This window comes from Streptomyces sp. TG1A-60 (assembly GCF_037201975.1).
Lineage (GTDB): Bacteria > Actinomycetota > Actinomycetes > Streptomycetales > Streptomycetaceae > Streptomyces.
Genome location: NZ_CP147520.1, coordinates 3,617,226 through 3,639,861, shown reverse-complemented (window position 1 = coordinate 3,639,861; position 22,636 = coordinate 3,617,226). Strand labels below are relative to the sequence as shown.

Here is a 22,636-nt window from a genome sequence, read left to right as displayed (position 1 = left end):
GGCGGGTGAAGACCACGCTTTCGGGAGGCTGGTCGGGGTCGAGCCACGCCGCCAGCGCCCTGTGGTTGCCGACGGCCGCCGAGAGCAGGATTAGCCGCGGCGGGTCCGGCAGGGCCTGGCAGAAGGCCAGCAGTCCCTCCAGGACGAAGCCGCGCTCGCGATGAGCCATGTGGTGCGCCTCGTCGACGACGATCAGGCCTACGTCCTCCAGGGCGGCGTGCGCGTCCTGCCGCAATGCGTGCATCAGCCGTTCAGGGTTGAGCACCTCGACATCGGCGCCAGCCGTTGCGTCGGGGACACCGGTGGCGGGGAACTCCGGTAGGTCTTCGCCGAGCTTGCGGCCCGGAATCCGCAACCGAGCCCGCAGAGCCTGGCGCATCTCGCGGCACAAGCTGAGCCGTGGGGAGACGTACAGAACCCGACCACGTCTGGTGTCGGCTGCCAGGTGCGCGCAGAATCACCAGCTGCGCCATGAGGGTCTTGCCGGCGCTTGTGGGCACGCTAATCAGCAGCCTGGAGGTGGACGGGTCCAGAGCGCGGGCATTCTTGAGTAGCTCGCGCTGGGGCGGCCACAGCGTCATGACTGGCGGGTCAGACGGCGTAAAGGCCTGGGCGAGGGCAGGCGGGGCGCCGGGTGGCAGGAGCTGGTTGAGGCTTCCGGCTCGCAGGTCGTCCAAGAGCTCCAAAAGGTGGGCGGCGACCCACCGGGCTGAGCGGTCGCCGCCGGCGGTACCGGTCACTACGGCCCGCAGATGCGCCTCGACGACCTCCTGCGGCACCAGACCGATTGGTACTTACCTGTCGGCAGCTCGCGGATGCCGCCCCGCCGGCCCGCTCGTCCGAAGGTGGCCAGCGCGTGCGGCGGTTGTGAGACGCTGACAAGCGCGCCGAACAGGGCAACGAAGTCGGCCTCGGTCGTTCCGCGAGTGTGAGTGGGTGATCACGGATAGCGGCATGGGGGCGCTCCGGTGGACAGCCGGTGGACAGACGCCTTTGGACGAGCCAACACGAGACCACGCGAGGCAGACTGCCGCACATGGTCTGATCAGGGAAAACGCCATTATGCAGCACCGCGCGGCACCACCCGGCACGAACGCTCACGGTCTCGTAATGCGTAGGTCTCGGGTTCGAATCCCGAAGGCGGCTCCATGGTGAACCCCAGGTCAAGCCTTTGACCTGGGGTTTCTTGTTCTGAGTGACCTTGGGATTCGGGCTAATCGGGCATGCGTGGTCTGTGCATCGCAATGCGTAGGTCGCCGGTTCACGGCCTGGGTCAGATTTCCGGTGCGCGGCTGTGAGCTGCGAGTTCATGGTTCTGAAGGCTTCTGTATCGCGTTTTGGGGCAGTCTCGGTGGCCACCCGGTGGCCATTTGCGCAGCGTGCGTGCAGGGAGCCTCCGATCGCCGTCCTGCAGGTGCTGTCCCAGGCGGCCCTTTCTTTGTGCGGTCTGCACAGTGGAGAGGGCCTCAAGGATGGTTCGGCCCCACCCGTGCGACATCGTTGTTGTTTGACCCGTCACGGTCCCCCGTTGTCGTTCGTGGCCCCGCGATGGGGCTCCCGGGACCTGCCCCCGGGTCGTGGACACCCTGGTCTTCGGCCCTGGTGGGCTGGGAAAGGGTGACCCATTTGGTGATCCTCGCCTGAACCTGATCTTGATCTGAGGTCAGGAGGAGAGGGTGATCCGTGTGGAGGACTGGGCAGAGAATCGCAAGCTGCACCGGGCCGAGCAGATGCCGATCCGGGCGATCGCGAGGCATCTGGGTATCTCGAAGAACACGGTCAAGCGGGCGCTGGCCAGCGACCGGCCGCCGAAGTGCGAGCGTCCGGCCAAGGGTTCGGTGGTCGACGCCGTCGAGGGGCAGATCCGCGAGCTGCTGCGGTAGACGCCGACGATGCCGGCCACGGTGATCGCCGAGCGGATCGGATGAGAGCGCGGGATGACGGTCCTCAGGGAGCGGGTGCGGGAACTGCGGCCCTCCTACGTTCCCGTCGATCCGGCCTCCCGCACGACCGGCGACCTGATCGACGGGCACTGGCGGCTGCTGTCCGCCTGGGGTGCGGTGCCCAAGATGCTCGTCTGGGACAACGAGGCCGGGGTCGGCCGCGGCAGGCTGATGGCGGAGTTCGCGGCGTTCGCGGGCCTGCTCGCCACGAAGATCCACCTCTGCCGTCCGCGTGATCCAGAAGCGAAAGGGCTGGTCGAGAGGGCCAATGGCTACCTGGAGACGAGTTTCCTGCCCGGGGTGGTCCGAAGCTCGGATCAGCCGTCGGCCAGCGTCGCCGCCACAGACCGAAACCAGGCGCCGTAGGAGAACGGCTCGGGCGGGCCGACCTCCATGCCGAGTTCGGCGGCTGCCAAGGCGTAGTCCCCCTCGTCCATGGAGAGGGCGAGCAACTCGTGGAGTTCGCCCACAAGGCGTGCGACCAGTTGGGGCTCGGTGGTGGCTGCGTAGTCGGCGACGGCGGCGTCGTGGTCGGGGAACTCGTCGACGATGTCCTGCGAGAACCAGCCGCCAAGCAGCTGCGCGGCTTCGGGGAAGCGCGCGTGCCACTCCCAGTGAGTCTGCGGGGACGACGGTTCCGGGACGTCGCCTTCCTCGACGCTCCTTTTGAGGTGGTCAGCCAGCATCATCAGCCAGTCGCCGATCTCCGGCTCGGCCATCCCGGTGCTGGGGATCGCGTAGAACTCGCCCAGCCTGTGCCGGATGCGACCTGGCGGGTTACGGCTGTACTCGCGCAGCTGGCGCTCCGCCTCCGCGATGGCCCAGGGGCGGGTCTGCCAGGTGTGACGGAGGTATGCGTTCAGCGCGCGGCTGCGCCGCTCCGGGGTATCGTCGGCCGGTTGTCCCAGGTACGCGCGCATCACCTGGTCCAGCTCGCCGTACCGGCGGTCGTGTTCGAGGGGCTTCATGGACATGTGCGTGCGGCCCCTACAGGTAGAACGGGAAGGTCGCGCGGACGGCGAAGCCGTGCGGACTCGACGGTGCGCGGCGCAGCACCACGCGCGCCGCGCGGACGTCGACGGGTCCCTGCCCCGCCAACAGGTCGCCCTCCAGCTGGACTCGGCCCACGGGCTCCTCGCGGGAGGGCCAGGCGGCCTCGATGGTGAGGCGGGCCCGGGTGCCCTGGGCAAGCCAGCGGTGGATGACCTGCTCGTTGACGGTCACCACCTGTTGGGTGGCCCATTGAGGCTCCGCCAAGCTCGTTTCCGCAGTTCAGTGGGGCTGGTGTGATGCGTTGGTGAGGTCCTCACGCTGGCAGGTGGCGTGATCGTCGGGGCGAGATCATCCGCCCGCTCCGTCAGCGCTGTACTTCGCTGTTCGCCAGAACGAGCAGGGCCCGCAGGAGCGTGGTCGCCTGCCGGGTGTCCGTGCGGAGTTTGGTCAGGATCCGCCATGACTTGAGGTTCGCGAAGCCATGTTCGTTGGCGGCGCGTTCGCGGCTGACCAGGCGGTTCGCTTCCCTCTCGGCGACGGTCAGCTTGTGGTTGCGGGTGGCCTTGCGGCCGGTGATGATCACCGGGTCGTCTTCGGGCTTGTCGTCGAGGCCGACGAAGCCGAGGTCGGCCAGGGCGCCGAGGCCGGCTTCCCTCAGGTGTCCGGTGATCTTGTTGTGGCGGGCGGTGGTGATCTCGCTGGACCGGCCGGGCTTGGCCGCGGAGATCCAGATCAGGTTGCCCTTCTCGTCGGTGACAGCGAGAAACAGCAGGCCATGGGCCTTATGTTTGCCGGAGTAGTTCTTCCGGTCGTCCCTCCCGGTGCGGCGGTGGGTGCGGATCAGGGTGCCGTCGAGGAGGACCACGACCCCGCCGCTGCGGGCGATCTTCTTGCATGCGCGGTCCAGGCGCGGGGCGCGGGCGGCCAGCAGCTTGACGACTTCCTTCACCCAGCGGCGGACGGTGGATTCGCCGACCTGGTTGCCGCCGGCCATGTCGGCCAGGCGCTGGTCGTGACGGAGTACGGCGAGCACGATGACGGCCTGCTTACCGGGTTCGGCCTTGCGCCAGACAGAGCGCATCCGGTTGCGGCGTTGGCGTATCAGGTCGGCGACGAGATCGATGGTCCGCTTCGACAGCGGGAGGCGGACCTGGTAGACAACATCCCGAGGGCCCTCGGCGGGCTGGTTTTTGGTCACACACTTACCAACTCCCGCCGGGGGCACTCGCGTTATGGCAGGAATCGGCCCGTCCGGCCAGCGGCGTTACTGGTCAGCGGGGAAGGTAACGCCCGGACGCGGTACGTGAGAGCCAGCCCCGGTCGGCAAGTTTGCGCAGCTGGCCCCGGACCGGCTCGATCTTCGCCGGACTCGCCTCCCGGCCCAGCCCGAGGGCGACGTCCTTGGCCATCACCGGACCGTCCGCCCCGGCCACGATCTCCATGATCCGTCGATATTCTGAGGTCAGGACCTCCAGTCCCATCCCCTCGACGCGGTCCGGCACCACTCGCATCCCGCCCGCACCCGGACCCACCGTCACAACGGCCGGCTCCGGCTCCGGCTCCGGCTCCGGCTCCGGCTCCGGCTCCGGCTCCGGCTCCGGCTCCGGCTCCGGCGACACGATGCCCGGCGGTCGCCGTCCACCATCAGTGGCCTCGGCCCACTGCCCGAACACCACCTCGGCGGCCTCCAACCGGGCGACCTCCGTTTCGAGTTCACCCAGCTCCTTGCGCAGCAGCTCGGCACGTTTCGCCAGCTCAAGCCGCCGCTCGATCGTCCACGCCAGCACGTCCGTCATGAACATCCCTCCCAGCGCAGAACCTACGCGGCGACCCCCGAACCTCACTCCAGAACCCACGAGAACACCTGCGCCAGACGATCTCGTGCTAACGATCACCCCACCTGCCAGCGTGAGGACCTCACCGACCCATCACACCAGCCCCACTGAACTGCGGAAACGAGCTTGGCGGAGCCTCATTGGGCGGTCTCCCGGTCGGGATAGGAGGCGGAACGGGTCAGCACGGGGGCATCCTCTCAAATGACCAGTTCAGGAGTTGTGCTCGTAGGGGACAAGGATCTACAGCCGGGTCACAGGTCGTTGAAGTTCCAGAACAGGCCGACCTCGGTGTCCGAGACGACGACGAGGCCGCAATCCTCCGTGAAGACGCTCATCGGGCTGTACGCCAGGCTCTCCAGAGTGAAGTCGAGGGTGCCGGGCGCGCTGCCGGTCCTGCTGACGTTGGTGTGACAGGTGGTTGTGGCCTCGTTCCCGAAACGAGCCAGGACGGTGCGAGCCAACGCCCTCAGCTCGTCCTCGGACTCGTCGAAGTACTGGAGGTTGGACAGGGTGCAGCCGCCCTCGGAGAGGGCCAGAAGGAGGTCCTCGGCACTGTCCCGGTCGATCTCCTTGAGGCGGGACGCGACGTACTCCGGGGAGTGGACGGCGAAGGGCCACAGGGGGTTCTCCAGGCGCTCGGTGGCCTCCTCCGCGTCGTCGACGCGGGCCCAACCCCGGGGATCCGGCACGGCCCGGGCCATCAGCGCGAGGACATCGAGCGTCCAGTCCTCGTGGCGGCGCGGGCCGGTGGCGATGTATGCGAACGCGTCCCTGTACAGGTGGCGTACCGCGGCTTTCCAGGTGGTCTGGTCGACGGACATGTGGTGCTGGCCTTCGTTCGGTGGGCGCTAGGACTTGGAGGGCATCGACGTCATGACGGTGAACGGCGGGGTTCGGCCGCTGTCGTACCGGATCCGCGTGTCGATGCCGGTGACGTCGTACGCCTTGGCGTCCATGCCGCCCTGCTTGTACCCGGAGAGCGGGTCGTTCGGGTCCACCGGCTGCTTGCTCACGCTGCGGCCGCTGGTCTCGCCGTTCGGCGCGGTCGCATGGAAGCCCTTGACGTCTCCGTCCGCCGGTGGTGGCGGGCTCTTGATCCACGCCTCGATGGCGGCCTGGTTCTTGTTGAGGTTGTACTCGGTCAGGTCCTCCGCCCGCTGGTAGTTGGGAAAGGCCGAAGAACTGCTCGGGTACGGCTTGCCGTACGGCCATGCCTGGGTCGGTCCGTTCGTCTGCTGGTCACGCAGGCGCTGCGTGAGCTGCTCGTCCGTCTTTCCGACGTGCTTGTCCAGGCTGTGGCCGTTCTCCATGTACTCGTTGGCGGCAAGGTTGAGGTCGTACTTGCCGGTCGAGTCGATCTTCAGCCAGACCTGCGAGCCCTTGAACTCCTCCAGGGCCCGCATGCCGAAGCCCTGCGCACGCGCCTCTTGGGCTTCGAACGTCGGAGCGCTCCGGTGCGCTTCGTCCAAAGGGGCCATGAGTGCGTCGAGTTGCGGTACGAGCGCGTCCACCCGTCGGTTGTATGTGGTGACGATCGAGTTCAACTTGGCGGTGTCCATGTTCAGGACGATGCCCTGGCCCAACTGGCTCGCGCCCTTGGCTACCCCCTTGACCACGCCTTTGACCAGGCCCGTGACGTCGTCCATGCCGATGCCGTCCTTGAGGTTGACCTCGACCTTGGGGATCGCGTCGTGTACGGCTTCGATATAGACCTCCCACACCTCCTGATTGAGGTAGACCGCTGCCTCGGCGAATTGGTAGAGGAGATCGCTGACTTTCTGAGCCGTATCGAACAGCACGGTCATCACGGGGTGAGTGGCGGTCTGTGAGGAGGAACTGTCGTGTTTCCACTCGTAGTTCTCGCGGCTCTTTCCCCATGCCGTCGTACCCCAGAGTGAACTGCAGAACTGGCGCATCGCGTCGTACCACTCGCTGTTGGTCTGCTGCGTGATACTGCTGACGTTCCCGGTCAGTCCGCTCTCCGCCGTGGAGAGCGAGGTGGTCGTCGTCATCCACGCCTTGGACAGCGAGTTCAGGTAGTGCTGCTGCGGATACGGGTAGACATCGGCGACCTTTCCCATCCGGTAGGCGTGCTTTACCACCGGCCTCAGTATGTCCCGGACCGGCTCGGGCACCCATTCGAGGAGCCTGCGGACGAAGTCGTCGCCGCCGTCGTCGTCGCCCCACTTCAGATTGGGTACGGAGCCATAGGCGGGCGGCTTCTCGATGACCTTCGGCAACGGCTGGACGACCGGCTTCGCCTTCCCCTTGGGGTCGTTGGCCGCCTCGGCCTTCGCATAGGCATTGGCGGTCGCGGTGAAGCCGACGGCCGCACCCCCGATGCTGACCACACTCCTGGCCCACACCTCAAGGAAACGATTGCCCACCTTGACGTACGACGTCGCGAACGCCTGGGGCGAGGTTCCGTAACCGCCGGCGTCCGGGTACTTGTGCAGCTCGTCGAGCAGGCTCTTGGCGCCCCTGTCCATCACGGTCTGCTGGCTCGCCACACCGCCGGAGACGCGGTGGAGGTCGGTCGGCTTGACGTCGATGGTGCCGTTCTGGCCCTGCGGTGGTGTCCCCATCAGCCGGCGCCCCAGCCGCGCAGCACGGCCTGGTGCGCTGCCGCATAGTTGATGTGACTCGTGGTCGCGCACTCATGGAGCCACTTCTGGGCCGCCTGGAGGTCCTCGGCCGAGCGGTCCCACTCGTCGAGTTTGTCGACGAAGACCTCGCGGGCTGCCCACGTCACCGTGGAGTGGCGTCCTGTGCTCCGGCAGGCCGCCCGGTTGGGCCGTGCAGAGGAACCACCCGCTCGGGTGTGGTTCGGCGCAGGTGGCGGGGCGGTCCACGGCGGCTGCAGGCCGCTGGGGATCGATGTCGGCGAACCGCACCCATCGGTCCTCGTGCGCGTCCGCGTTGTAGGCCCGCATCCACGCGATCACCGCCAGCACCTCCTCCGTCTTCCAGGCCCGGAGTCCCAGGCGGGCGACCGCGCCGAGGGCGTCCCCATCGCCGTGCAGCACATGGGAATTGACCGGGTGGGTCGCCGCGGACGGCGCCTCCATGGCGAGGTGCGAAAGCCCCGCTCACGGACGAGGAATTCGAGCAGTCGGCGCTTGAGCGGGAACAGCTCCCGGGTGCCGTGGGTGGATTCCCCCAAGCCCACGATCCGTACGTCGCGCAGCGCCTTGCCCCACGGCTCCAGATCGTCCGCAGGGCCTCCCGTAGCCAGGGTGCGCAATGGCAGCGCCTGCCCTGCATTTTGCATGCGTTGACGCTATACTGCAAGCATGACTGCTCTGACGATTCGGGACGTCCCGGATGACCAGATCCAGACCTTGAAGGTTCGTGCTGCCCAGGCGGGCAAGTCCCTCCAGGCTTACTTCCTCGATCTCATCGCGCGCGAGGCGTCCAAGCCCACCATGGCGGAGATGGTGGCGCGCTTGAACCGGGAGACTACGGCCAGCGTCAGCACGGAGGACGTGCTGGCCGCGATCGACGAGGCCAGGACCGGGAGGTGAGCGAGACGGTCGTCATGGACTGCTCCGCCCTTGTGCACTTCCTCACCAACCGCGACCCGCTCGGCCTTGCGGTCCGCACCCGGGTGGGTGCCGCCGATGTCGTCGCCGTGCCCACGCTCATCGACTACGAGATCCAGTCCGCACTCCTCGGTATGAGGAGAGGGGGCAAGCTCACGGCCCGTGAAGTGGACCAGGCTGTCGATGCCTACCGGCAGCTCCCACTCGTCCGACACGAGACGCTCTTCCTCTGGGATCGCGTTCAGGCTCTCCACGGAAACCTGAGCGCCTACGATGCCCAGTACGTCGCCCTGGCCGAGGCTCTCGCCGCAACGCTGATCACCAGTGATGCCAGGATCGAACGGAGCGGTGCCGCGAAATGCGGCATCGAGGTCCTCGGCTCGAACTGACAGCGGCGCGGCCGTGGGGCCGCTGACTCAGGACGCACGGGCGGGTTGGTGGAGGCCGGTAAATCGCTTGTTGGAGGGCACCTACAACTCGGCCCCAACACCTCGCTTCGTTGCTCAATGACGCCCCCGGTGGCCGGACGCCTTTGGACGGTGCGGCACGAGGCATTACCGGTCAGGATGTTGCACCCGCTCTGATCAGGCAGAACAGCATCAAACAATATCAGCCGGTACGAGGCGACATGATCACTCGCGGTCTCGTAATGCGTAGGTCTCGGGTTCGAATCCCGAAGGCGGCTCTGCCGAAGCCTCAGGACTCACTCGCCGTGACCTGGGGCTTTTGCTTTTAGCGGACGCGGCGGCGGCGCCGGGCGCGGGCCGCGCGGCTGTCGGCGGTCTCAGTTGTGGTCTCAGACGCGGGTTCCGGCGCAGGTGGCGGGCCTGGCATGAAGGTGTCTCCCATCCGGCGCATGGCGTCCTTGGAGAGATGTGAGCGGCCCTTGACGTATCGGCGGGTCTGGCTGATCTGGGTGTGCCGGAGGATCTCCATGATGGTCACGATGTCGACGCCCAGCTCGTTCAGGATCGTGCCGGCGGTGTGACGGCTTCCGTCGTACAGGCGGCGGTCGTCGATCCCCGCTTCAGTGAGGAGATCTTTGAACTCTTCCCAGTCGGCGCGGGGGTCGAGCGGTCGGCCGTCGGGCCGGGTGAAGACGGCGCCGTGTTCCTCCCACGCGTCGCCGGCGGCGGCTAGGGCGGGTGTGTCCAGTAGACGGCTGATCCAGTTTTTGTAGGGGTCAGTGCGTTGTGGCAAACCGGATCTTGTTCGAGCGGCAGCGGGTGATGATCTGGACGGAGGTTCGGGTGCGGTCGCGGGCATGAGAGAACGGGCCCCTTGGTAGTGACGCGGTTACGACACCAGCACGACCAAGGAAGCCCGTTGCCTGATCAGTTGAGCAGTATCTCTGTGCATGCGTCCACCGCGGTCACCCCTGGGTGTGACTGCTACGTGCACCGGTTCGGTTCGCTCGCTCCGGGACGGCGGGCAGGCTGCTATCCGAGTGACATGACGGATGCGGAGTGGGCCGAGGTCCGCGCCGCGATGCCGGTGCCGGCCTGGCTCCTGAAGCGGGGCGGGCGTCCGGAGGCGTACTGCCACCGGACAATGCTCGACGCGGTGCGCTACCTGGTCGACAACGGCGTGAAGTGGACGGCTCTGCCGGTCGATTTCCCGTACTGGCGGGCGGTCTACGACTTCTTCCGCCGCTGGCGGGCCTACGACTATGCGCGTGAACTGTACGAACGCCTGCGATGTTCGGCGAGGGAGCGCGCCGGCCGCAACGCCGAGCCCAGTGCGGGCATCATCGACAGTCAGTCGGTGGACGCCTCCGAGACCGTCGGCGAGGACAGCCGCGGATACGACGGCGGCAAGTCACGTGACGGCCGCAAGCGTCACATCCTGACCGACACCGAGGGCCTGCTCCTGGAAGTGACCGTGACCACGGCCGATGTGCACGACTCCAAGGCCGCCCCCGCACTGCTGGAGACGTTCATGCAGCAGCCGGGCCGGCTGCTGCAACTGGTGTGGGTCGACAGCGCCTACCAGGGTCCGGCGCTGGCGAAGGCGTTCGCCCGTCACGGAGTCCGGACCGAGGTCGTGCGCCGCTCCGACGGACAACGCGGATTTGTCGTACTGGCCCGCAGGTGGGTCGTGGAGCGGACGCTGAGCTGGCTGGCCCGCTCACGCCGCCTCAACCGCGACCACGAACGCCGCCCCGACCACCATGCCCAGATGGTGTGGTGGGCCGCCGTGATCAGACTTTCCCGGCGCCTGGCCGCAGACGCTCCGCGCTGGCCGGAGAAGCGTCCCGGCCGACTGCTCCGGGCGCGGGCATGAACCGTCCGTCCTTCGCCCGCACCAGCCAGCCCCGCTTCTCCAGCACATAGGCACGGTGCCGGATCTTCTCCACCTCGTTCTTGATCTCCGCTTCCCGGCCCACCGCCCGCGTCAGCTCCACCCCGTTCACCGGCCCCGAAGCGGCCACCACCGCGGCGAACACCTCCCGATACAAGCCGCCGAGCACCTCCTCGCCCATGCCCGACCGCCACACCGGCGGCCGCTCGCCATGCCCCGCGCCCGGGCCGCCCGATCCCACGGCGACAGCCATCTCACCACCGGACGGCACCAGAACCGGCGTATTTACCGGGCTCTCCACGGCCAGCACCGACACAAGCTCCTCACGCCCCACCCGGGCCCGCTCGACCCGCTCCCGCGCGGCATCCACCTCCGCCTGAGCCTGCTCCAGGACCTCCGTCCAGGACTCCAGATCCTGCCTCGCCCGCGCCTCACGCTGTTCCATCAACCCCAGCACCGACGGCATCGCACCCTCCTCGATCCACAACAAGCCGTCCGCTGCCTGCCCCTACCCCAAGGCGATCATGCCCCGCACACGAAGAAGCCCCTGCTCATCGAACAGGGACTCCCTTTGCCACAACGCACTCAGTTGGCGGCCGGGGTGAGCCGGCCTTCGAAGGCGATCTGGAAGGCGTTCAGGGGCGCCTTCCAGCGCATGGTCCATCGCTTGCGGCCCTTGCCGGTCGGGTCCGGGCTCATCAGCGCCATGTAGACGCACTTCATGGCCGCGGCCTCGTTGGGAAAGTGGCCGCGGGCGCGAACGGCCTTGCGGATGCGGGCGTTGACGGACTCGATCGCATTCGTCGAGCAGATGACCTTGCGGATCTCGACGTCGAAGGAGAGGAAGGGCACGAACTCGGCCCAGGCGTTCTCCCAGAGCCGGATGACCGCCGGGTACTTCTTGCCCCAGGCTTCCTGGAACTCGCTGAACCGCTCGGTCGCGGCGTTCTCGTTCGGTGCCGTGTAGACGGGCTTCAACGCCTTGGCGATCTTGTCCCAGTCCTGGCGGGCCGCGTGCCGGAAGGAGTTCCGCAGCAGGTGAACGACGCAGGTCTGCACAATCGTTCGAGGCCAGACGGCCTCCACCGCCTCGGGCAGGCCCTTCAGTCCGTCGCAGACCAGCATCAGGACATCGTCGACGCCCCTGTTCTTCAGGTCCGTGAACACGCTCAGCCAGTACTTCGCGCCCTCGCCCCCGTCGCCTGCCCAGATCCCCAGGATGTCGCGGTGGCCCTCGGCGGTCACGGCCATGACGACGTAGATCGGACGGTTCGCCACCTGCCCGTCCCGGATCTTGGTTCTGTCGACGATCTTGTGATCCGGACGGTTCAGACTCACCGTGCGAGTAGGACGCGTTTGCGTAGGAGATCGAGGCTGGCCCTGCCGAACATCTGGCGTTTCAGCATCTTCAGCCGGTTGATGTTGCCTTCGACGGTGCCGGAACTGTGTGGCAGGGACAGTCCGTTGCGGACGGCGTCGAAGTCGCGGCGGAGGTTGCGGGCGAAGCCCGCGAGCGGGGTCAGCGTGTCTTGCTCAGCGTTGGTGATCCAGTCTTCGAGGCGGTCGCCGTGGCGTCCGGTCATCATCGCGGCGAACTTCCTGACGTGGAGGGTGAGCCGGTCGAGCTCGGGATCCCGTTTGCGTAGGCGGTGGAGCTTGTCGGCGTCCTCGTCCCGCAGGTGCTCGGGGTGGGTCATGATCCAGGAGGTGACCTCGCGGACCGATGGCGGCTTGGGGCCGGGGACGGGTGCATGTCCGCGCCCGGTTCGGTAGCGCCGCAGATGACGCTGGACGGCCAACTCGCCACCTGGATAGCCCAGTTGTTGGATCTCGCGGTAGAGCTGGGCGGCGTTTCTGACACCTTCGTTCCAGCGCCGGTGCAGGTGGCCGACGTACGGATCGACGATATGCGCCCGTTGCAGGCTCTTGGCGACGACTTCGTCCGCGGAGCGGGCGTTGACCAGCTTGCGGACGGTGGCTTGGTGCAGCCCGAGTTTCCGGCCGATCGCCGCCTTGGACATGCCCTTCTCCCACAGTTCGTGGGCGGCGGCATGCTGCTCACGCAATCGAGTCACGATCTTCAGCTCCGTCGATGGCTGGACCTTCTCGGGCTCCGCCTCCAGGGCATCGGAGTTACCGTCAGTTGCGGGAACTGGTTCGGTCAGGCGGGAACGATGGGCGTTCACCGACTTCTCGACCGCCTGTCCGAGGTTGGCCCACAGGTGATAGCGATCAGCGACCTGCTCGGCCTGCGGTGCCCCGGCCCGTGCACCTTCCGCGTATCCGCCGGAACGGTCACGGCAGATGACCTTCACCTCAGGGTGACCGCGGAGCCAGGCAGCCAGGTCCTCTCCCTCACGTCCGTCGTAGAGGTGCAGTGGACGGTGGGTGGCCATGTCGATGAGCACAGTGCCGTAGTGGCGGCCTTTACGGAAGGCGAAGTCGTCGACACCGAGTACCTCCACCTGGCCGATCTCCGGGTCGGGCAGGGCTCTGACCAGCCGCAGCAGCGTGTCCTTGCCCACGGTGATACCGGCCGCGGCCGCGAGTCGGACTCCTGCCCTGCCGGCCAGCGCCAGCCCGACCCGCGTTAACACCCCACGCAGCAGCGGGCCATAGCGACTGTGCGGGGTGGTCAGCCCCGCGATCTGTTCGGCGAACGTCACCGCTGTGCAGTCAGGGTTCTCGCAGCGGAATCGGCGCACGCACAACTCGATCACCACGCCGAGCCCGCCAACGGCGACATCGCGCAACCTCCGTACGTACCGACCGTGCACCCGAGACGACCTCTGGCCGCACCGGCAGGCCCCAGTCGTGGCCCGCACCCGCGTCCTCAACACCACCTTTTCCGGCCGTCGTTCGACCTCCTCGATCAGCAGCGCGGACAGGTGCGGAAACAGCTCCAAGAGCACATCACGAGAGCACGCGATGCATGATCGCGAACAGTCGGCACGACCCGTTCAACCGTCCGGATCACAAGATCGTCGACAGAACCCGGATCTTCACGTTGATCGCATCGACGAACAACACCGGATAGACGCGGTCCAGGGGGCGGTTGGACCATTCCGCCATCCCGTCCATCACCTTGTCGGTGATCGTGGAGATGGTCGCCTTGGACACGCTCGCGCCGTAGACCTCGGCCAGATGTGCGGAGATTTCCCCGTGCGTCAGGCCCTTCGCGGACAGCGACAGCACCATTTCGTCCACCCCGGACAGGCGCCGCTGCCGCTTCTTGACGATGGCCGGCTCGAACGTCCCGGCCACGTCCCGGGCAGGGCGGTTGCAAGTTCCGGGATCGCGTAGATCGTGCGCGGCCAGTGGGAGTTGACGTGGCAACAGCACAGGCACGAGACCGGTGATCATCAGGGTGTCTACGCCAGCTGATCACATCGAGGTCCCGTGCCTGCCGCTCCATCCTCCCCGATCCCTGCCGCCCTGGCGAAACTGGGCCCCCTGCACCAGCACGGCACCGGCTGCCTGCGTGCCCACCTCCAGCGCGTACCCGACCCGCGTTCGCGTCGCGGGCGGTGGTATCCCCTGGTCGGCTTGCTGCTGATCTGCGCCTGCGCAGTCGTCTCCGGCGCCCGGACCGTCACCGAGATCACCGAGTGGGGACAGCGTGCCACCACCACGGTGCTGGAACGACTCGGAATCCGCAGGCACTTGCCCGGACGTCGCCGTGCCCCGTCCCATGCCACCCTCACCCGGCTCCTTGCCGCCCTCGACGGCGATGCCCTGGACAGCGCGATCGGCGCCTACCTGGCCGAACGCGACCAAACCGCGAACGCCGGCCGCGGCACCGGCTCTGCGCCACGGCCGGCGATCGCGGTGGACGGCAAGGCACTGTCCGGCTCCGCGCACCGGCAGCAGCGCCACCGGCACCTGCTGTCCGCCGTCACTCACGCCCCCACCGTCACCCTGGCCCAGCGGGAAGTGGGTGCCAAGACCAACGAGACGGCCGCCTTCCGTCCGCTGCTGGAACCACTCGACCTGACCGGCACCGTGGTCACCTTCGACGCCCTGCACAGCGTCAAGGACCAGGTGCGCTGGCTGGTGCGGGAGAAGAAAGCCCACTACATCGCGGTGATCAAGGGAAACCAGCCGACCGCGTCTGCCCAGCTCAAGGCCCTGCCATGGGAGCAGGTGCCCGTAGCTCACACCGTCTCGGGGACCGGGCACGGGCGGCGGGAGTCCCGCTCGGTCAAGACCATGGCCATCGCGGCGAACCTGGGCGGGATCGCCTTCCCGGAAGCACGGCTGGCTCTGCGCATCCACCGGCGCCGCCAGGAGAGCGGCAAGCGGCAGACCCGGGAGACGGTCTACGCCGTCACCAGCCTCGATACCCACCAGGCCAGCCCTGCTGACCTGGGCGGATACGTGCGCGGCCACTGGGGAATCGAAAATTCCAGCCACCATGTCAGAGATGTGGTGTTCGCCGAGGACGCCTCCACCGTCCACACCGGCAGCGCGCCGCGGGCGATGGCCGCTCTGCGGAACCTGGCCATCGGCAGGCTGCGGCTGCTGGGAGCGGACAACATCGCCAAGACCACCCGAGCGATCCGGGACGCACCCGAACACGCCATCTGGATCTGGGTCATCACCGACAGCCCGCTCCTACCGGGAACTTGAAGCCGCCCTGCCCCGATTCCGAGTGATCGTTTCGGGAGTTTCGGATCGTTGAGGTCGGTGGACCGGCTGGGTGGCATGGGGTACCCGCTGGTCTGCCCAGCTTTTCCACAAATCCACAGGTGTCGGGCCCTCGTGGGCGGGTCGGATGGGGCGTCAGGCTGCTTGCGGCGGGGCGTGCACGGTGGCGAAGAGGTTGTCGAAGGCGTCCTGCCAGGGCCAGTGTTCGGGCAGGTGCAGGGTGAGCCGCCGGGCTGAACGGGGGCCAGCCGGGCGGGCACGTTGATGAGGCGGTCGCGGATGGTGGCGCAGGTGGCCTTCGCGTGCAAGGCGCCGGCCAGGGTCCCGGCGGCGCGGGTGAGGTTGAAGGCGAACGCGGCCAGTGCCAGCCAGGCGGCGTTGGCCTGGAAGTTCCCGGAGGGGGCGTGGGCGAAGGGCCCGTTCTTCAATTCGGAGATCACCTGTTCCACGACGGCGTGCCGGCGGTGGTCGGCTTCGGCTTCGACGAGGGCGAGCGTGGAGTCGGTGAACGCGGCGTGGTAGCGGTAGCAGGTGAACAGCTCGCCCTGGCCCTGCGGGGCGGCCTTCGGGTTGAGGCGCCTGACGCGCCGCACGATCAACCGGGCGGTGACCTGCTGCTTCTTCGGCTTCGAGGTGAAGGCCGTGTACTCGATCTCAGTGATCTCGGCGTCCGAGATCCAGCGTTGCTCCTCCTCGTCGAACACGGCCCGGGGTACTTGATCGCCTGCCAGGCATCCTCGTCGATGCTCGCGATCGCCTGCTTGACGGAGGCGTTCATGCGCACGGTGATGGAGAAGCGGGCGCCCAGGGACCGGCAGGCGGCGATCACGTCTGCCGCGTAGTAGGCCGAGTCCCCACGCACAACGAGCAGCCCGCCCGCTCCGCACGCGTGGGCGGTGCGGATGGCTTCGGCGGCGAACGAGGCGGCTCCGCGCACCGAGTTGACCGCGCCCCTGCGCAGCCTGGTCGCCGCGATGACCGGGGCGGCCAGGGGGGTGGAGACGATGGCGATCAGCGCGTTGAGCCCCTTGATCTTGTTGTATCCGTAGCCCACCCCTTGTTTGCAGTATCCGTGGACGGGTTTGATGGTGTCGTCCAGGTCGACGTATGCCAGCTGCCCGGCGCCGGGCAGCAGCGGGGTATGGGCGGCCAGGCGGGGCAGGAACCGGCGGGCCACCGCGTGCAGTTGCTTGACATGGCCGTGCGTGAAGGACCGCAGGAAGCTGCCCAGCGTCGAGGGCGCGCGTATCCCGCCGTACAGCCTGGCCATCGCCCCGTGCCGCAGCCGGTCCATGTCATCGATGCTGTCCGCCCCGGCCACCATCCCCCCCGCGACCAGCGTCATCAGTTTCGCCGCCACGAACGCGCCGGTGCCGTTGCTCGACTTCGGCAACCGCACCAGCTCGGCCGCCAGAGCGCCCAGCCCGCACCGCTCCGCGAGACGGACCACCGGTTCCAGCCCGCCGTACGCGACCAGATTCGGATCATCGAATCGTGCAGAGACCGCCCCGGCGGCATGGGAAGATTGCATCTTGGAAGTGCCTTGCTGATCGTGCGTGCTGGAAGCCTGAAGAACTCCCATCGTCGCAGGTCACAAGGCACTTCTGCGTTCCGGCCCCCAACCACCCGCGATCACCGACCGGTGGATCGGGGCTCAGGCGGTGTCCTTCGCTTCCTTGTCTGAAGGGCGCTTGGGGGGCTGCATCCTCGGCAGGGTGCGGGAGGACTCGGGGGCCTGCGCGTCTGGGACTGCGCTGAGGTGGGGGCGTGAGCGCGGGACGAGCTGGACAACCTTCTCGGCGGCGTCGCGCTTCCGCGCTCCGGTGCCAGAGTATGAGGCGGGCCGGGGCGGGCGAGCCGATCCGGACAGGGGGCCGCCGCCGGCCGGCGGTCCCGGCGGTCGCACCGTGCCGGGACCTCAGTTCCCTCCGGAACGGCCCATTCCGGGGACCTCCGCCGCGACGAGGTCTTCCGGGAGCCGGAAGACGAGCGAGCCGAAGAGGAAGCCTGCCCCGATCGCGCCGAGCACGATGACGTCGCCGCGCCGGGCCCGGCCCTCACTGGCCAGCCGCCACAGTGCCGTCAGCGGTGAGGCCGCGGCGGTGTTGCCGAGGATGTCGGCGGTGACGGGGACCCGTTCGGGTACGGCGCCGGCGATGCGCCCGATGTGCCGCACCAGCTTGGCGTTCGCCTGGTGGACCGCGAAGCCGCTCACCTCGTCCGCCGTGACGCCGGCCAGCGAGAGCGCCTCGCTCAGGGACTTCGGCACCCTGGTCATCGCCTCCCGCAGCACCACGTTGCCGTCCATGAAGATGTACGGCGACCGGGGGGTCTCCGTCGTCGACGTCGGCACCTCCTGGTCCACCCGCCAGGCTGTCGCCATCCGGACGCCGTCCGAGTAGACGTTGCCGAGGTCGTAACTGAGCAGGCCGTCCGCGCCGTCCGTCCTGCGGAGCACCACGGCCCCCGCGGCGTCTCCGAAGAAGATCCGCGTGAGGCGGTCCTGCGGATCGGTGATGCCGGAGCCCCGCTCGGCGCAGACGACCAGCGCGGTGTCCAGGCCCGGTTCCTGCAGCAGGCAGGAGGCCGTGTGGATCCCGTACGCGGACGAGGCGCACGCGTGTTGGGTCAGGTCGAGTATCCGCGGGGTTTCGATGCCGAGGCGCTCGGCGAGGCTCACTCCCAGGGACGGCATGATCCAGTCCGGGCTCGTGCACGCGACGACCAGGACGTCGATGCCGCGGGCCCCGACGTCGGCCGCCGCCATGGCCTTCTCGGCCGCCTCGACCGCGAGGTCGAGAACGGTCTCGTGCGATTCGAGAAACCGGCGTTCCAGAATTCCGGTCTTCTCCTCGATCCACTCCGGCGTGGTGTCCAGCGTTTCGCACAGCTCCGCGTTCGTGACGATCCTCTCGGGTAACGCCAGTGCGACGCTGCGTGGACTGACCGGTGCGAGTTCCCATTTGGGCATGACGAAGTCCTTCTTGGTGCCGGATCGGTCGTGTTCGGGGTGCGGCGCTCACTTCTCCTCGAACGCCATGCGTACGGAGGCCCTCAGATACGGGCTCGGCGTGGGGCGCTTGTCCAGCGTGATGCCGAACCACTTCTCGTACGCGTCCAGCACCGCGGCGTCGTCGGCGAGTTTCTCGGTCGTCGTCTCCTTTCCACGGGTGACGGCCAGCACGTCGTCCTTGAGCACCACCCAGCCGTCCTCCAGCGGAAGGGAGCAGAACATGTTCTGCAGGAGCATCGAGTCCGGGCTGGTCCGGTACCAGTGGATCGCCTGGTCGAAGTCCGACAGGGACGTCGGATCGTCGTAGACGCGGTACTGAGGCTTTCCGTCCCGGAGGACGTCGGTGGCGCGTTCGTCGACCTTCCGGACGGAGAAGGCGCCGTGCGGATCGTCCTGCGCCTCCGTCGTGTCCAGGGAGATCGGGTACCTGCTGCCCTTTCCGAAGCCGACGTCGACGAGCCAGCGCCGCCCCTCGATCTCCACCATGAGCAGCATGTGGTTGTACGGATCCCGTAGCCGGCCGCCGATCCAGACGCGCCCGTGCCGGAGGTGCACGGTGAAGCCCAGGGCCCGCAGCAGGAAGAGGAAGGCGCTGTTGAGCTCGCCGCAGGCCCCGCCTCGGCGAGCGTGCACGATCTTCTCGACGATCCGTTCGTCCTTGTAGTGGATCTCCTTGCCGAGGTGGTAATCGAGGCTTTCGAAGGGCACCGTCATCACGTGCCGCTCGTGGAGGTGGCGCAGCGCGGCGAGGTCGGGCCGGTCCGGTGGTTCGCCCGCGATGCGTTTCAGATAGGCGGCCGTCGTCACTTCATCCAGCATGCCGTTCCCCTGTGGGTGTGGGATGTCAGTTGCTGTCGAATGAGAAACGCAGCGAGTCGTTCGTGTACGGGGTCGGGACGGGACGTTTCTCCAGCCTCATCCCGAACCACTTCTCGTACGCGTCCAGCACCGCGGCGTCGTCGGCGAGTCTCTCGGTCCGCTTCCGGTCGCCGGAGACGACCGTCAGCAGGTCGTCCCGCAGGATGACCCAGCCGTTCTCGAGGGGGAGCGAGCAGACGAGGGTCTGCAGGAACGGGGAGTCCGGGCTGGTCCGGTACCACCACATCGTCTGGTCGAATTCGGTCGGTTCCACCGGCTCCTCGTAGAGGATGTACTGCGGTGTCCCGTTGCGGAGCACCTCGACGGACCGCCGGTCCAGACGCCGCGTGGTGAACTCGCCGTGCGGATCCGTCTGGGGTCCGTCGCAGTCCAGCCGGAGCGGGCGGCGGCTGCTCTTGCCGAATCCGATGTCGGCGATCCACCGGGTGCCGTCGACGGCCACCGTCATCACCACGTGGTGGTACGGCGCTGTGGTTCCGCCTCCCGGGATGTGGACGCGGCCCTGGTGCAGGGTCACGTCGAATCCCATGGCCTTGAGCAGGAGGTAGAACGCGGTGTTGATCTCACCGCACAGGCCTCCGCGGTGCTGGTGGACGATCTTGTCGACGGCTCGTTCGTCCATCTGGATGTCGGCACCGCGGTGGTAGTCGAGGTTGTCGAAGGGCACCGACAGCACATGCCGCTCGTGCAGGTGCCGCAGGGCGTCGGCGTCGAGGCGCTTCGGGCGGTCGGCCGAGATGCGGTCCAGGTAGGCGGAGACCGTCTTCTTGTCCAGCACGGCGTCTCATCCGTCCTTTCCGTCGAATCGCGGGAAGAGGGCCTCGGCGTTGGCGTGTTCCAGCCGGGTCCGCTCCTCGGCGTGGAACCCTCCGTGGTCGATGACGCGGTGGGCGGTGTCGAGCGTGTAGTGCTCGGGCATCAGGGGGAAGTCCGAGCCGACCAGGATCCGGTCCGCCGGGGCGAAGGACCGCAGAGCAGCCAGGGCGTGCGGGTCACCCGCCATGGCGATGTCGACGTAGAGCCGCCGCAGTGAACCGACGGGGTCCTCGGGGAGCCGCTCCGCGAGGGGCGCGCTGATGAGTCCGCCGCAGGCGAGGCGTCCGGCGTAGAAGGGGACGCCGCCACCGCCGTGCGGCAGGATCACCGGCAGGTCCGGGAACCTGTCCAGGGTCTGGTTGTAGAGGAGTTGGGCGGCCACCCGTACCGATTCGAAGGGGAACTCGTACAGCGAGGCCGGCAGGCCGAAGTCCGGCTGACCGGTCGACGGGGGAACCGTCGGATGCACGAACAGCGGAGTGCGTCGGCGGGCCGCCGCCGCGAACAGCGGGTCCATCGAGCGGTCGCCCACGTACAGGCCGCCGTAGTTGCTGACGAGTCCCACGCCGTCCAGCCCGAGTGTGTCGACGGCGTACTCGAACTCCTCCAGCACAAGGTCCATGTGGGGGAAGGGAAGGGTGGCGAACGCGCCGAAACGGTCGGGGTGCGCGGCGACCAGCTCGGCGAGGTAATCGTTCACCCGGCGCGCGAACCGTGCGGCCGGCTTCGGTTCCAGGGTCGCTGGCACCCCCGGCCAGACGCTCACCACGGCCGCACGGATGCCATGCCGGTCCATCATGGCGAGGCTGCCGTGTGCGCTCCAGGTCGGCCTGTCGACTCCGGGAAGGATGGTCGCGACGCCCATCCGCGCCAGCTCGTCGAGATAGAAGTCCGGCAGGATGTGGTGATGCACGTCGATGGCCCGCGACCACGGCCTTCCGGTGGGCTTGTGTGTGCTGTCCGGCATCGATCGTCCTCGGGTGGGGTCGGGTGGGGTCGGGTGGGGACGCCGGTCAGGCCCGGGTGGTGCCGGGCGGGTTGCTGATCAGACACCTCCAGACGCCGTCGGCGCCGCGGCGGAGGATGTCGGCGGCCGTGCCCTCGACGCGCTGGTGCGTCCCGTCCGGCCCGGTGCCCTCGTGCACGTAGTCGCAGATCATCAGCGCCGTGTCGCCGACCGTGTAGATGTGCCGCACCGACAGCTTGACCGGGAGGCGGTCGGGCAGCGTCTGTTCGGCCGACTTCCACATCTCCTCACCCGTCAGATACTGGCCCGGAGCGAGAACACGCATGGCGTTCGGATCGAAAAGCCGCTGTATGGCCTCGAGACTGCCCGCGTTGAAAGCCTGCTCGAATGCCGCCGAAAGCTGACCGGGTTCGGTGGGAAGGGTGATCTGCACGTCTGTGGAATTCGCCATGGAAACAGCACAGGGCACGGCCGCAGGGCACTCAACCCGCCACGGGCCAGTTTGTCAGGTCCGGTACTACCGATATCCGGGACGGGACGAGCTGTGCGCGGACCTGACGAACTATCCGGCGCAGTCCTGGGCAGGGTGCGCACGCGGCCGTGAGGATGACGCCTCGTAGCCGGGGATGCCGCATTCCCCGCAGCGACGAATGGCGAGGAGTTTTCCATGGTCAAGGTAGCCATCATCTTCCATTCCCGGAGCGGCAACATCCATCAGTTGGCGACCGCGGCGGCCGCCGCGGCGGAGAAGGCGGGTGCGGAGGCGCAGCTGTTCAAGGTCCCGGAGCTCCCGGACCCGATGGTGCTGGACAAGGAGGCCTACGCCGAACTGGAGACCGCCACCCGTGACATCCCGGTGGCCACGATGAACGACCTGGTGGCGGCGGACGCGATCATGATCGGCACGCCTGTCCACTTCGGCATGCCGGCCCCGCAGATCCTGAACTTCGTCGACAGCTCGGGTCCGGTCGCCATTCCGGGGAAGCTGGCGAACAAGGTCGCGACCGTGTTCGCCTCCGGGTCCGCCGCGCACGCCGGCCAGCAGACGGCGATTCTCGCCCTCCACAACGTGCTGTGCCACTGGGGCTGCCTCATCGTCCCCAACGGCTCCAGCGTCGAGATCCTGGCGTCCGAGCACAACGGATCCCCGTACGGTACGTGCAGCATCTCGCGGCACGCGCCGAACAACGTGCACGAGGACAACCGCAAGGCGATCGAGTACCAGGCCCTGCGGCTGGTGGAGGTCGCCACCGCCTATCGGACCGGGCTCCAGCAGCAGGAATCCGCCATCGATTTCCTCGACTTCGACTTCCTCATGAAGAAGTTCCCCCGCCTGTCCGTGGACTGACGGCGGTGGACCGACGGCGAGTCGCCGAGCAGGAACACAGCGCACCCGCGGCTCCTCGGAGCCGCGGGTGCGCCGCACGTCAGCGAGCAGGTCCCGCCGCTCGTTCGTCCATCCGGCCGTGGTACCTTGATCTGGCTATAGATCAATGTTCGAGTGCTCGATCGATGTCCGACGCGGAGCCGTCTTCCGAGACGCCAGACGGGGACCGACGGGGGCCGGGAGGTCGGCGGGACGCCCGCCGAGGGTGCCGGGACGGCCCATGCGCGGCCGGGTGCCCCGTGTGTCACGGACGCGAGCCACCGCGCCGCACACCTTCCCGTGTCCCGGTGGACATTCGCGCGGGCACACGCCT

The 22,636-nt window shown here is 67.9% G+C and carries 19 protein-coding genes and 6 pseudogenes; 6 read left to right on the top strand and 19 right to left on the bottom strand.

What is annotated here, in order from left to right; all coding sequences use genetic code 11:
• Positions 1-127: 127 nt before the first annotated feature.
• Positions 128-379 (bottom strand): annotated as a pseudogene (locus tag WBG99_RS15450) (DEAD/DEAH box helicase); the annotation flags it as partial.
• Positions 380-1,676: 1,297 nt separating this feature from the next.
• On the opposite strand from WBG99_RS15450, the pseudogene WBG99_RS15445 reads away from it, so the two are divergent.
• A pseudogene (locus tag WBG99_RS15445) lies at positions 1,677-2,243 on the top strand (helix-turn-helix domain-containing protein); the annotation flags it as partial.
• Between the two features lie 17 nt (positions 2,244-2,260).
• Here WBG99_RS15445 and WBG99_RS15440 read toward each other — a convergent pair.
• The 7 genes from WBG99_RS15440 to WBG99_RS15410 form a co-directional block, all read right to left on the bottom strand.
• Positions 2,261-2,917, bottom strand: coding sequence for a contact-dependent growth inhibition system immunity protein (locus WBG99_RS15440; RefSeq protein WP_338896863.1), 657 nt, complete (start codon positions 2,915-2,917; stop codon positions 2,261-2,263).
• A gap of 13 nt (positions 2,918-2,930) precedes the next feature.
• Entirely contained in the window at positions 2,931-3,200 is a 270-nt protein-coding gene (locus WBG99_RS15435) for an RNase A-like domain-containing protein (RefSeq protein WP_338896862.1), read from the bottom strand.
• Positions 3,201-3,300: 100 nt separating this feature from the next.
• Positions 3,301-4,134 carry a transposase family protein gene (locus WBG99_RS15430; RefSeq protein WP_338895175.1) on the bottom strand — a complete coding sequence of 278 codons (834 nt, stop codon included), beginning with the start codon at positions 4,132-4,134 and terminating at the stop codon, positions 3,301-3,303.
• A gap of 73 nt (positions 4,135-4,207) precedes the next feature.
• Positions 4,208-4,732 carry a hypothetical protein gene (locus tag WBG99_RS15425; RefSeq protein WP_338895218.1) on the bottom strand — a complete coding sequence of 175 codons (525 nt, stop codon included), beginning with the start codon at positions 4,730-4,732 and terminating at the stop codon, positions 4,208-4,210.
• A 290-nt stretch (positions 4,733-5,022) separates the two neighbouring features.
• Complete coding sequence (locus WBG99_RS15420; protein ID WP_338896861.1) at positions 5,023-5,592, bottom strand: hypothetical protein; 570 nt, start codon at positions 5,590-5,592, stop codon at positions 5,023-5,025.
• A gap of 27 nt (positions 5,593-5,619) precedes the next feature.
• Positions 5,620-7,356, bottom strand: coding sequence for an RNase A-like domain-containing protein (locus tag WBG99_RS15415; protein ID WP_338896860.1), 1,737 nt, complete (start codon positions 7,354-7,356; stop codon positions 5,620-5,622).
• A complete protein-coding gene (locus WBG99_RS15410) occupies positions 7,356-7,523 on the bottom strand; it encodes a hypothetical protein (RefSeq protein ID WP_338900595.1) in 168 nt (55 codons plus the stop codon). Before WBG99_RS15410 ends, WBG99_RS15415 begins: the two co-directional genes overlap by 1 nt.
• Positions 7,524-8,064: 541 nt before the next feature.
• On the opposite strand from WBG99_RS15410, the gene WBG99_RS15405 reads away from it, so the two are divergent.
• Both WBG99_RS15405 and WBG99_RS15400 read left to right on the top strand, forming a co-directional pair.
• Positions 8,065-8,295 (top strand): antitoxin, encoded by a 231-nt coding sequence (locus tag WBG99_RS15405; RefSeq protein WP_200309387.1) that lies wholly within the window; start codon positions 8,065-8,067, stop codon positions 8,293-8,295.
• Positions 8,292-8,702 carry a type II toxin-antitoxin system VapC family toxin gene (locus WBG99_RS15400; RefSeq protein ID WP_338896859.1) on the top strand — a complete coding sequence of 137 codons (411 nt, stop codon included), beginning with the start codon at positions 8,292-8,294 and terminating at the stop codon, positions 8,700-8,702. Before WBG99_RS15405 ends, WBG99_RS15400 begins: the two co-directional genes overlap by 4 nt.
• A 343-nt stretch (positions 8,703-9,045) precedes the next feature.
• On the opposite strand, the pseudogene WBG99_RS15395 reads toward WBG99_RS15400, so the two are convergent.
• A pseudogene (locus WBG99_RS15395) lies at positions 9,046-9,447 on the bottom strand (tyrosine-type recombinase/integrase); the annotation flags it as partial.
• Positions 9,448-9,765: 318 nt separating this feature from the next.
• On the opposite strand from WBG99_RS15395, the gene WBG99_RS15390 reads away from it, so the two are divergent.
• Positions 9,766-10,596: an IS5 family transposase gene (locus tag WBG99_RS15390; RefSeq protein WP_338894346.1), complete on the top strand. Its 831-nt coding sequence runs from the start codon at positions 9,766-9,768 to the stop codon at positions 10,594-10,596.
• On the opposite strand, the gene WBG99_RS15385 is transcribed toward WBG99_RS15390, so the two are convergent.
• From WBG99_RS15385 to WBG99_RS15370, 4 genes and pseudogenes are all read right to left on the bottom strand, one after another.
• The gene (locus tag WBG99_RS15385) at positions 10,514-11,080 is read right to left on the bottom strand and encodes a hypothetical protein (protein WP_338894347.1); all 567 of its coding nucleotides are present in this window, start codon (positions 11,078-11,080) and stop codon (positions 10,514-10,516) included. The two genes, WBG99_RS15390 and WBG99_RS15385, sit on opposite strands and share 83 nt — an antisense overlap.
• Positions 11,081-11,199: 119 nt before the next feature.
• A pseudogene (locus WBG99_RS15380) lies at positions 11,200-11,910 on the bottom strand (IS256 family transposase); the annotation flags it as partial.
• A 38-nt stretch (positions 11,911-11,948) separates the two neighbouring features.
• Positions 11,949-13,439 carry an ISL3 family transposase gene (locus WBG99_RS15375; RefSeq protein ID WP_338900359.1) on the bottom strand — a complete coding sequence of 497 codons (1,491 nt, stop codon included), beginning with the start codon at positions 13,437-13,439 and terminating at the stop codon, positions 11,949-11,951.
• Positions 13,440-13,608: 169 nt separating this feature from the next.
• Positions 13,609-13,884: pseudogene (locus WBG99_RS15370) on the bottom strand (transposase); the annotation flags it as partial.
• A gap of 129 nt (positions 13,885-14,013) precedes the next feature.
• Between WBG99_RS15370 and WBG99_RS15365 the strand changes: the two are divergent.
• Positions 14,014-15,243, top strand: coding sequence for an ISAs1 family transposase (locus tag WBG99_RS15365; RefSeq protein WP_338896858.1), 1,230 nt, complete (start codon positions 14,014-14,016; stop codon positions 15,241-15,243).
• A gap of 153 nt (positions 15,244-15,396) precedes the next feature.
• Here the strand turns inward: WBG99_RS15365 and WBG99_RS15360 are convergent.
• From WBG99_RS15360 to WBG99_RS15335, 6 genes and pseudogenes are all read right to left on the bottom strand, one after another.
• Positions 15,397-16,792, bottom strand: a pseudogene (locus WBG99_RS15360) (IS1380 family transposase).
• A gap of 387 nt (positions 16,793-17,179) precedes the next feature.
• Complete coding sequence (locus WBG99_RS15355; protein ID WP_338896857.1) at positions 17,180-18,232, bottom strand: ketoacyl-ACP synthase III; 1,053 nt, start codon at positions 18,230-18,232, stop codon at positions 17,180-17,182.
• A 48-nt stretch (positions 18,233-18,280) separates the two neighbouring features.
• A complete protein-coding gene (locus WBG99_RS15350; RefSeq protein WP_338896856.1) occupies positions 18,281-19,093 on the bottom strand; it encodes an arylamine N-acetyltransferase in 813 nt (270 codons plus the stop codon).
• Positions 19,094-19,118: 25 nt separating this feature from the next.
• Positions 19,119-19,931, bottom strand: coding sequence for an arylamine N-acetyltransferase (locus tag WBG99_RS15345; protein ID WP_338896855.1), 813 nt, complete (start codon positions 19,929-19,931; stop codon positions 19,119-19,121).
• Between the two features lie 6 nt (positions 19,932-19,937).
• Positions 19,938-20,936 (bottom strand): amidohydrolase family protein, encoded by a 999-nt coding sequence (locus WBG99_RS15340; RefSeq protein ID WP_338896854.1) that lies wholly within the window; start codon positions 20,934-20,936, stop codon positions 19,938-19,940.
• A gap of 46 nt (positions 20,937-20,982) precedes the next feature.
• A complete protein-coding gene (locus WBG99_RS15335; protein ID WP_338896853.1) occupies positions 20,983-21,387 on the bottom strand; it encodes a nuclear transport factor 2 family protein in 405 nt (134 codons plus the stop codon).
• Between the two features lie 216 nt (positions 21,388-21,603).
• Between WBG99_RS15335 and WBG99_RS15330 the strand changes: the two genes are divergently transcribed.
• Entirely contained in the window at positions 21,604-22,284 is a 681-nt protein-coding gene (locus WBG99_RS15330) for an NAD(P)H-dependent oxidoreductase (RefSeq protein ID WP_338896852.1), read from the top strand.
• The last annotated feature ends 352 nt before the right edge of the window (positions 22,285-22,636 follow it).

Bases quoted from the DNA above. Each gene is read 5' to 3' on its own strand.
- WBG99_RS15415 (WP_338896860.1), bottom strand. From the start codon at position 7,356: ATGGGGACACCACCGCAGGGCCAGAACGGCACCATCGACGTCAAGCCG.
- WBG99_RS15355 (WP_338896857.1), bottom strand. From the start codon at position 18,232: ATGCCCAAATGGGAACTCGCACCGGTCAGTCCACGCAGCGTCGCACTG.
- WBG99_RS15385 (WP_338894347.1), bottom strand. From the start codon at position 11,080: ATGCCGTCGGTGCTGGGGTTGATGGAACAGCGTGAGGCGCGGGCGAGG.
- WBG99_RS15340 (WP_338896854.1), bottom strand. From the start codon at position 20,936: ATGCCGGACAGCACACACAAGCCCACCGGAAGGCCGTGGTCGCGGGCC.
- WBG99_RS15405 (WP_200309387.1), top strand. From the start codon at position 8,065: ATGACTGCTCTGACGATTCGGGACGTCCCGGATGACCAGATCCAGACC.
- WBG99_RS15420 (WP_338896861.1), bottom strand. From the start codon at position 5,592: ATGTCCGTCGACCAGACCACCTGGAAAGCCGCGGTACGCCACCTGTAC.
- WBG99_RS15440 (WP_338896863.1), bottom strand. From the start codon at position 2,917: ATGTCCATGAAGCCCCTCGAACACGACCGCCGGTACGGCGAGCTGGAC.
- WBG99_RS15335 (WP_338896853.1), bottom strand. From the start codon at position 21,387: ATGGCGAATTCCACAGACGTGCAGATCACCCTTCCCACCGAACCCGGT.
- WBG99_RS15425 (WP_338895218.1), bottom strand. From the start codon at position 4,732: ATGACGGACGTGCTGGCGTGGACGATCGAGCGGCGGCTTGAGCTGGCG.
- WBG99_RS15350 (WP_338896856.1), bottom strand. From the start codon at position 19,093: ATGCTGGATGAAGTGACGACGGCCGCCTATCTGAAACGCATCGCGGGC.
- WBG99_RS15330 (WP_338896852.1), top strand. From the start codon at position 21,604: ATGGTCAAGGTAGCCATCATCTTCCATTCCCGGAGCGGCAACATCCAT.
- WBG99_RS15390 (WP_338894346.1), top strand. From the start codon at position 9,766: ATGACGGATGCGGAGTGGGCCGAGGTCCGCGCCGCGATGCCGGTGCCG.